9 protein-coding genes and 1 pseudogene are annotated in these 7,266 nt (G+C 74.4%); 7 read left to right on the top strand and 3 right to left on the bottom strand.

What is annotated here, in order from left to right; genetic code table 11:
• Positions 1-101 precede the first annotated feature (101 nt).
• Positions 102-1,181: pseudogene (locus ACGFI1_RS09240) on the bottom strand (NAD-dependent epimerase/dehydratase family protein); the annotation flags it as partial.
• An 89-nt stretch (positions 1,182-1,270) separates the two neighbouring features.
• Between ACGFI1_RS09240 and ACGFI1_RS09235 the strand changes: the two are divergent.
• From ACGFI1_RS09235 to ACGFI1_RS09205, 7 genes are all read left to right on the top strand, one after another.
• Positions 1,271-2,701 (top strand): zinc-dependent metalloprotease, encoded by a 1,431-nt coding sequence (locus ACGFI1_RS09235; protein WP_392784285.1) that lies wholly within the window; start codon positions 1,271-1,273, stop codon positions 2,699-2,701.
• On the top strand, positions 2,698-2,874 hold the full coding sequence (locus ACGFI1_RS09230; protein ID WP_171068930.1) for a hypothetical protein: 177 nt from the start codon (positions 2,698-2,700) through the stop codon (positions 2,872-2,874). Before ACGFI1_RS09235 ends, ACGFI1_RS09230 begins: the two co-directional genes overlap by 4 nt.
• Before the next feature lie 178 nt (positions 2,875-3,052).
• Complete coding sequence (locus ACGFI1_RS09225) at positions 3,053-3,739, top strand: hypothetical protein (protein WP_301176274.1); 687 nt, start codon at positions 3,053-3,055, stop codon at positions 3,737-3,739.
• Entirely contained in the window at positions 3,736-4,344 is a 609-nt protein-coding gene (locus tag ACGFI1_RS09220) for a radical SAM protein (RefSeq protein ID WP_392784283.1), read from the top strand. The genes ACGFI1_RS09225 and ACGFI1_RS09220 overlap by 4 nt, the downstream gene beginning before the upstream one ends.
• A 13-nt stretch (positions 4,345-4,357) precedes the next feature.
• Positions 4,358-4,732 carry an SPASM domain-containing protein gene (locus ACGFI1_RS09215; protein ID WP_392784281.1) on the top strand — a complete coding sequence of 125 codons (375 nt, stop codon included), beginning with the start codon at positions 4,358-4,360 and terminating at the stop codon, positions 4,730-4,732.
• The gene (locus tag ACGFI1_RS09210) at positions 4,729-5,388 is read left to right on the top strand and encodes an HD domain-containing protein (protein ID WP_138635795.1); all 660 of its coding nucleotides are present in this window, start codon (positions 4,729-4,731) and stop codon (positions 5,386-5,388) included. Before ACGFI1_RS09215 ends, ACGFI1_RS09210 begins: the two co-directional genes overlap by 4 nt.
• Positions 5,385-5,963, top strand: a complete 579-nt coding sequence (locus ACGFI1_RS09205; protein WP_387072545.1) for an NUDIX domain-containing protein — start codon at positions 5,385-5,387, stop codon at positions 5,961-5,963. Before ACGFI1_RS09210 ends, ACGFI1_RS09205 begins: the two co-directional genes overlap by 4 nt.
• 5 nt (positions 5,964-5,968) lie before the next feature.
• Here ACGFI1_RS09205 and ACGFI1_RS09200 read toward each other — a convergent pair whose 3' ends face one another.
• Entirely contained in the window at positions 5,969-6,619 is a 651-nt protein-coding gene (locus tag ACGFI1_RS09200) for a hypothetical protein (protein WP_392784278.1), read from the bottom strand.
• Entirely contained in the window at positions 6,616-7,161 is a 546-nt protein-coding gene (locus tag ACGFI1_RS09195) for a M48 metallopeptidase family protein (protein ID WP_171068929.1), read from the bottom strand. Before ACGFI1_RS09195 ends, ACGFI1_RS09200 begins: the two co-directional genes overlap by 4 nt.
• Positions 7,162-7,266 lie beyond the last annotated feature (105 nt).

Here is a 7,266-nt window from a genome sequence, read left to right as displayed (position 1 = left end):
ACCCCCCCCGTCGGGGTCGCCGCCGGGGTCGCCGCGGCCGTCACCGCGCGCAACCCCTCCGGCGCGCGGGGGGGCCCCCGCCCCCCCCGGGGGGGGGGCCCGCGGCGGCGCTTGCGGGCGCGGCGGATCGCGGCGGCGGCGCCGATCGCGGCGACGGTGGCGCCCGCGGCGGTCGCCATCGTGGCCTCCTTGCCGCCGACGCGGCGGCCGACGACGGCGTGCCGTCCGGCGGTCTCCTCCATCACGGCGCGCAGGGCGGCGGCGTTGTCGTGCAGCGGCTTCCACCCGGCGGCCCGCAGCCGTGCGCAGTCGACGACCCACGGGTAGGCGACGTAGTGCAGGTCGGTGGCGGGCGCCGGGGTCATGCCGAGCCGGTGCAGCCGCTGCGCCATGCCGAAGGTGAGCGCGGCGGGCAGCTCGAAGGTGCGCTTGCCGGTGATCTCGGCCACCTCGTCCGGGCCGAGCCAGCCCTCGGAGCCGACGGCGACGGGCCCGCGCACGTCGTCGATGACGACGGTCTCCAGCGCGGACGCGAGGTCCTCGATGTGGCAGAACTGCCAGCCGGGGGTGCTGCCCTTGACCGACAGCAGCCGGGGCGCCTCGAAGTGGCGGGTGATCACGGTGTCGACGCCGGGGCCGGCGAGCGCGGCGGGGCGGACGACGGTGACGTCCAGGCCGGGATGGGTGACGGGCGCGGTCGCGGCCAGCTCCTCGATCTCCAGGAAGTCCCCGGCGATGCTGGTGCTGGCCTCGGCGAGCAGCGGCGCGTCCTCGGCCAGCGGCACCTCGTTGCCGGGCTCGGCCCCGTAGACCATCGCGGACGTGACGAGGACCACCCGGCGGACGCGGGCCGCCGCGGCGGCGGTGACGACCGTCTGGGCGCCGCGGACGTTGTGGGTGCGGCGCTCGCGCGGGTCGGCGTCCGGGGACCGCTCGATGTCCAGGTTGACGAGCACGTCGACGTCGGAGAGCCGCCCGGACAGCAGCGGGTCGCGGATGTCGGTGACGCGCCAGGTGACGCCGGGCACGTCGCCGCGCTGCCCGTCGACGGCGACGACCTTGCGGATCTCTTCCCGTTCGGCGAGCCGGGCGGCCAGCAGCCGTCCCGCCCCGGAGGCGGCGCCGGTGACGGCGACGACCGGGCCCTTGCTACGCCGAGGGCGAACCTTGCCCGTTGCCACGGGGCTGCCCCCTTCCTTGAGTACGCGACCTTGCCGGGACCGGCTAACGTTGCGGATATGAGCCCATCATGCATCCCAGGGGCGAACCGATGAGTGACACTCCCTTCGGCTTCAACCGTCCCGGCAACGGCGACGACGACGACCGGCCCCAGGATCCATTCAAGGGCATGGGCGGCGACATGGCGCAGTTCGCCGACATGCTGCACCGGTTCGCCGACATGATCGGCGCACAGGGTGCGGGCGGCGGGGGCGGCGGCCCGCTGAACTGGGACCTGGCCAAGAACATAGCGCGCCACACGGTGGTGGAGCAGGGCGACCCGTCGGTGGTGGACGCCGAGCGCCGCCAGGTCGTGGAGGCGCTGCGCCTGGCCGACCTGTGGCTGGACGAGCGGACGACGCTGCCGGCCGGCATCCGGACGCCGCAGGCGTGGAGCCGGTCCGAATGGATCGAGCAGACGATCCCCGTGTGGGCGAAGGTCTGCGACCCGATCGCGACCCGCATGGTCGACTCCATGGGCGGGGCGCTCGGCGGCGGCGAGATCCCCGCCGACGTGCAGGCGATGGCCGGCCCGCTGATCGGCATGGTCAAGCAGATGGCGGGCGCGATGGTCGGCGGCCAGGCCGGGCAGGCGCTCGGCGCGCTGGCCCGCGAGGTCACCGGCTCGGCCGACGTGGGCCTGCCGCTCGCGCCGGACGGCGTCGGCGCGCTGCTGCCCGCCGGGGTCGAGGCGTTCGGGCAGGGCCTGGAGGTCTCCGACGACGAGGTCCGGCTCTACCTGGCGCTGCGCGAGGCCGCCCACCAGCGGCTGTTCACGCACGTCCCGTGGCTGCGCTCGCACCTGCTGGGCGCGGTCGAGGAGTACGCGCGCGGCATCACCGTCGACCTGTCCGGGATCGAGCAGGCCGTGCAGGGCCTCGACCTGAGCAACCCTGAGGCGCTCCAGGAGGCGCTGGGCGGCGAGATCCAGCTCCAGCCGGAGGAGACGCCCCGGCAGAAGGCGGCGCTGGCCCGGCTGGAGACGGCGCTCGCGCTGGTCGAGGGCTGGGTCGAGACGGTCGTGAACGAGACCGCGGAGGGGCGGCTGCCCGGCTCGGTGAAGCTGGCCGAGGCGGTGCGGCGGCGCCGCGCGACCGGCGGCCCGGCGGAGCGCACGTTCGCGACGCTGGTCGGCCTGGAACTGCGGCCCCGCCGGCTGCGGGAGGCCGCCGCGCTGTGGCGGTCGCTGACGGAGGCGCGCGGCACGCAGGGCCGGGACGCGGTCTGGGACCACCCCGACCTGCTCCCGACGGCCGACGACCTCGACGACCCGGACGGCTTCGTGCACGGCCGCGAGGAGATCGAGGGCCTGTCCGACCTCGACTGGTCCGACCTGACGAAGGCGCCCGAGGAGGGCGGCGAGCCCGGCGAGAAGGGCCCCGACGAGAAGGGCCCCGACGAGAAGGGCTCCGGCGACGAGGGCCCGGACGAGGGCGGGCCCGGCGGCGGAGCCCGCCCGGACGACGGCGGGCCGCGCGCATGAGCCGCGCACGCCCGTCCCGGGTGCCCGGCTGCCGGTACGAGCCCGGATCGTCCACGAACGCGGTCCGCCGCCGGGTGGCGCGCGCCAGCCTGTGCTGGCAGCGCCCGATCGACCAGGAGCGGCGCCGCCGCCGGCCCGACAACTCCCGCTATCCGCGGGTGGGCCGGGCCTGACGGCGCCCGGAGACGCGCGCGGCCGCCCGGGCACCCGGGCGGCCGCGCCTTTCCGCCGGCCGCTCCACCGAAAGCGCACCGCAGGTCACGGAAAATGACTCATTGAGCGGATAAGCGCGCCCACGTACGCTGATCCCGTCATATCCGGCGGCACATGCGCATCGAGGGCAGGCTTCGGTTGGACAGGTTCCGTTCCTTCGTCAGGTTCGCCTTCGGTGTCGCCCTGGTCGGCGTGCTGATCAACCTGGCCTCCAGCTATATCGACGACCGTTATCCGGCGGCTCGGGAACTGCTGCTCGGCGTCGCGCTGGGCGCTCTGGTCCTGTGGTTACTGGTGCTGCTCACCCAGTACGTCTTCTCCTATCTGGTGGGCGGCCGGTACGCCGTCGAGGCGCTGATCCTGAACTCCCGGAACGAACTGCTGCTGTACCGGCATCCGCACCACAAGGTGATGCTGCCGCCGGGCGGCCGCGTCAAGCGTTCGGAATTCCCGAACTTCGCGTTGCAACTGCGCCTGGAAGAGCGGCTCGGGCTCAATCCGCGCGATTACCGGTTCGACGAGAGCTTCCATCACGGCATCGACGGGAACACCGGGCACCTCGGCGAGATCCAGCGCTTCGCGGCGCCCTTTCTGGTGCAGCGCGAGATCCATCGGCAGCGCGGGTTCGTGCAGTTCCACTACGACCTGATCTACGTCCTGCGGCTGCTGGACGACCAGACGGCGTTCGACGCGCCGAAGTACAGCCCCGTGCACTTCGTGGACCTCGCGGCGCTGCGGGAGATGGTGGCGCAGCAGCGGTCGTTCCCGGACGTCCTGGACGCCTACCGGCGGGTCCTCGCGACGCTGGACGGCGCGCGGCCGTGATCAGGATCAGGTTCCCGCGCGGCGTCACCCCGCCGGCCTGGTTGGCGGACGGCGGCGAGGACGTCCAGGTCACCGATGATCCGGCCGTCATCGCGCTGGAGGAGGAGAAGAACACCGAGCGGCAGCGGGCGGCGGTGGACCGGGTCCTGCGCCCGCGGTTCGAGCGGGCCTGGTCGGCCGGCGGCCCCCTGTTCCACCTGGTCTCGGTGGAGACGCGCGCGGGCTGCAACCACAACTGCTCGTTCTGCCCGGTCTCGCGGTCGGTGGACCCGCGTCCGCCGGGGGAACTGGACCTGGCGGTGATCGAGCTGATCGCCCGCCAGCTGGGCGAGCTGGGCTACGAGCGGCGGATCGCGCTGTTCGGCAACAACGAGCCGCTGCTGGACGCCCGGCTCCCGGAGATCGTGGGCGTCTTCCGCCGCGCCTGCCCGGCGGCGGAGCTGCGCGTCCTCACCAACGGGATCCTGGCCCGGACGGCGCTGGTGGGCAGAGCTGTTCGAGGCCGGGCTGTCGACGCTGACGATCAACAACTACACCGACGGCAGCCGCGTCATCGCGCCCGTCCGCGAGTTGGTGGCCGAAGCCGGCCGCCTGCGGCATCATGACATACGGATCAGCGTGCGGCGCCGGACCGAGGTCCTCACGACGCGGGCGGGCCTGGCACCGAACAAGCCCCGGCCCTCCGCGGGGCCTCACGGCTTCTGCGCGCTTCCGTTCACCGACCTGCACATCTCGTACACCGGTGAGGTGAACCTGTGCTGCTTTGACGCCCACGGCAAGGTCCGCATGGGAGACGTGGCCGAGACGCCCCTGGTGGAGATCTGGCGGTCGGCGCTCTTCGCGCACCACCGCTCCGCCCTGCTGCGCTCCGGGCGCGCCGAGCTGGACCTGTGCCGGCACTGCGACTTCGACGGTTTCCGAGACCCCGCCCCCACCGCGTCCCGGCCGCTGACCCGCGACGACATCCTGCTATCCGGGAGCATCGACCCATGAACAAGACCGACGTCATCGACCGCACGGCCGAGTACGCCAGGGAGACGCTGGAGGCCGACTCCTCGGGGCACGACTGGTGGCACGTGGCGAGGGTCCGCAGGCTGGCCCTGGAGCTGGCCCGCGAGGAGCAGGCCGACCTGCACGTCGTCGAGCTGGCCGCGCTGCTCCACGACATCTCCGACTACAAGCTCAACGGCGGCGACCTGACCAAGGGGCCGCGCCGGGCGTTCGAATGGCTGGTCGGGCTGGGCGAGCCGGAGGGCGTCGCGCGGGACGTGGCGGACATCATCGCCGCGATGTCCTTCAAGGGCGCGGGGACGGCGTCGGAGATGGCGACCATCGAGGGCAAGGTCGTGCAGGACGCCGACCGCCTCGACGCGATCGGCGCCATCGGCGTGGCGCGCGCGTTCGCCTACGGCGGCTACAAAGGCGAGCCGATGCACGTGCCGGGCCTGTCCCCGCACCTGCACACGTCGCTGGACGACTACCTGAACCGCCAGGGCAGCACGATCAACCACTTCTACGAGAAGCTCCTGCTGCTGAAGGACAGGATGAACACCGCCGGCGGGCGCAGGCTGGCCGAGCGGCGGCACCGCGTCCTGGAGCGGTTCCTCGACGACTTCCTCACCGAGTGGGACGCCGAGGACATCGGATGAGCCGGGGGCCCGCCGACTCGCCGGCCGGCGCGGCCCGGCACGCCGACGCGATCTCGCTGCTGCGGCGGTGGCACGCGCCCGACCCGCGGCAGGGCCGTCTCCGCGAGGCGTTCCTGGAGCACCTGCTCGCCCATCCCGACGGCACCGACCGCGGCTGCGACGCCGGTCACATCACGGTCGGCGTCGCCGTCCTCGACCGGGCGCGCGCGCACGTGCTCCTCACCCACCACCGCAAGATGGGCCGGTGGGCGCAGCTCGGCGGCCACTGCGAGCCCGGCGATCCGACCCTGGCGGCCGCCGCACGGCGGGAGGCCGTCGAGGAGTCCGGCATTCCGGACCTGGAGGTGGCGGGCACTCCCCTGCGCCTCGATCGCTACCACGCTCGGTGCGGCGGCCGTGACCTGCTGCATCTGGACGTCCAGTTCACGGCCACGGCGCCGCCCGGGGCCGTGCCGGAGCCGGTGCCCGGCGGTGACGAGGCGCGGTGGTTCCCGGTGGGGGCGCTGCCGGCGTCGGCGGACGAGGGCACGCGCGCCCTGGTGCGGCACGCGCTCGCCGTCGGGACGCCGGGCTGAGGGGCTCAGCGGCTGAGCGGGTGGCCTTCCAGGAGGGCGCGGGTGTTCTCCCAGCCCTCCAGGCCCGGGTCGAGGAACCGCAGGTCGGCGGGGGTGCGGAGGCGGTGCCAGCCGGGGCCTTGCGGCACCAGGCCGGGGCGGGGCGCGGCGGCGCGCAGCCGGGACAGGGCGTCCGGGGTGTCGAGGTCGACGTCGTGCAGGGCGGCGGCGAGCCAGCCCGGGAGAGGGAGGCGCGCGGCGAGCGCGACCAGGCCCTGACCGGTGCCTTCGGCCTGGCAGGCGGCGGCCGGGGCGCTGCCGAGGGCGCGGAACAGCTTGCCGAGCAGCAGCGGCGGCAGGTCGGGGGCGTCCGGGGCGACCAGTGCCGCGGACCCGGCGCCCAGCGCGTGCAGGGCCGCGAGCGCGCCGGCGAGCGTGCCCTCCCGGACGATCGGCGTGCCCGGCCAGGTGACCGCCTCGGCGTCCGGCTGGTGGGGCGGGTCGAGGACGAGCGCGGGCGTCACCAGTTCGAGGCCGGCGACGACCTCGTAGGCGTCCTCCAGCAGGGCGAGGCGGAACTCGTCGGGATCGACGCCGGCGGGCGGCGCGCCCCCGTTCCGGGCGGGGAACGAGAGCACCGCGGCGAACCGGGCGGACGCGGCGGGACCGTCGGTCACCCGGCGGCCTCGCGCGGGAACTCGTCGCCGGTGTGCAGCCCGTCGCCGTGGTGGATGCCGCCGACCTCGTCGTCGGGCGCGTCGGCCTCCAGCGGCAGGTGCGCGGCGGCGGCGACGCCCTCCAGGTAGCCGCGGGCCCGGTCGGCCTTCGGGTAGTTGGCGACCAGGTCCCAGAAGTCGGCGCCGTGCCCGGGGACGAGCAGGTGCGCCAGCTCGTGGACGAGGACGTAGTCGACCACCCAGCCGGGCATGCCGCGCAGCCGGGTCGACAGCCGGATCGTGCCGTCGTCGGGGGTGCAGGACCCCCAGCGGGCGCGCTGGTTGGCGACCCAGCGGACGCTGGTGGGGTCGGCGCGGCCGTCCAGGTAGCGGCGGGACAGGTCGCGGGCGCGCGACTGGAGGTCGGCGTCGGTGGGCCGCCGGCGGCGCTCCCGCTCCGCGAGCCGCTCCAAGATGGTCGCGATCCACTGTTCCTCTTCGGCCTTGCTCAGCCTCGACGGAACCATCACCACCACCTTGTCGCCATCACGGTAGGCGGACACGGTTCGCCTGCGTCTGGCGCTGCGGCGGACCTCAACGTTTGGGGGCACGCCTGAACGTTACTCGAAGATTTGCCCGCGCCAAAGGGGGTGTTTGACGTTGCCGCA

The organism is Actinomadura geliboluensis, assembly GCF_043197915.1.
Lineage (GTDB): Bacteria > Actinomycetota > Actinomycetes > Streptosporangiales > Streptosporangiaceae > Spirillospora > Spirillospora geliboluensis.
Note: the sequence above shows the minus strand (reverse complement) of the source record. Positions and strands in the feature narration are given on the sequence as shown.